This is a genomic window from Pseudonocardia sp. SID8383 (genome assembly GCF_009864975.1).
In the GTDB taxonomy this organism is placed as follows: domain Bacteria; phylum Actinomycetota; class Actinomycetes; order Mycobacteriales; family Pseudonocardiaceae; genus Pseudonocardia; species Pseudonocardia alni.
In genome coordinates, this window is record NZ_WWFY01001017.1 from 1 (window position 1) to 339 (window position 339).

At 79.9% G+C, this 339-nt stretch carries 1 protein-coding gene; it reads left to right on the plus strand.

What is annotated here, in order from left to right; genetic code table 11:
- The coding region (locus GTW08_RS24290; protein ID WP_161152589.1) for a SpnB-like Rossmann fold domain-containing protein at positions 1–339 on the plus strand (339 nt) is incomplete at both ends.

The following is a 339-nucleotide window of genomic DNA, read 5'->3' on the forward strand; positions in this document are numbered from 1 at the left end:
GGACCGGCTCGCCGGCTCCCGGCTGGTACTCGTCACCCGCGGCGCCGTCACGGACGCCGGTGAGCCCGTCGCCGACCTCGCCGCCGCCGCGGTGTGGGGGCTGGTCCGCTCCGCGCAGACCGAGAACCCCGGCGCCTTCGGCCTGCTCGACCTCGACCCGGCCGCCGCCGTGCCCGCGACCGGTGCCCTGCCCGTCGCGCTGTCCCCGGACGAGCCGCAGCTCGCCGTCCGCGGGGACGACGTCCTCGCCGCCCGTCTGACCCGCGCCGGGGCCCCCACCGGCGCCACGACGTGGTCGACCGAGGGCACCGTCCTGGTCACCGGCGGCACCGGTGGCCT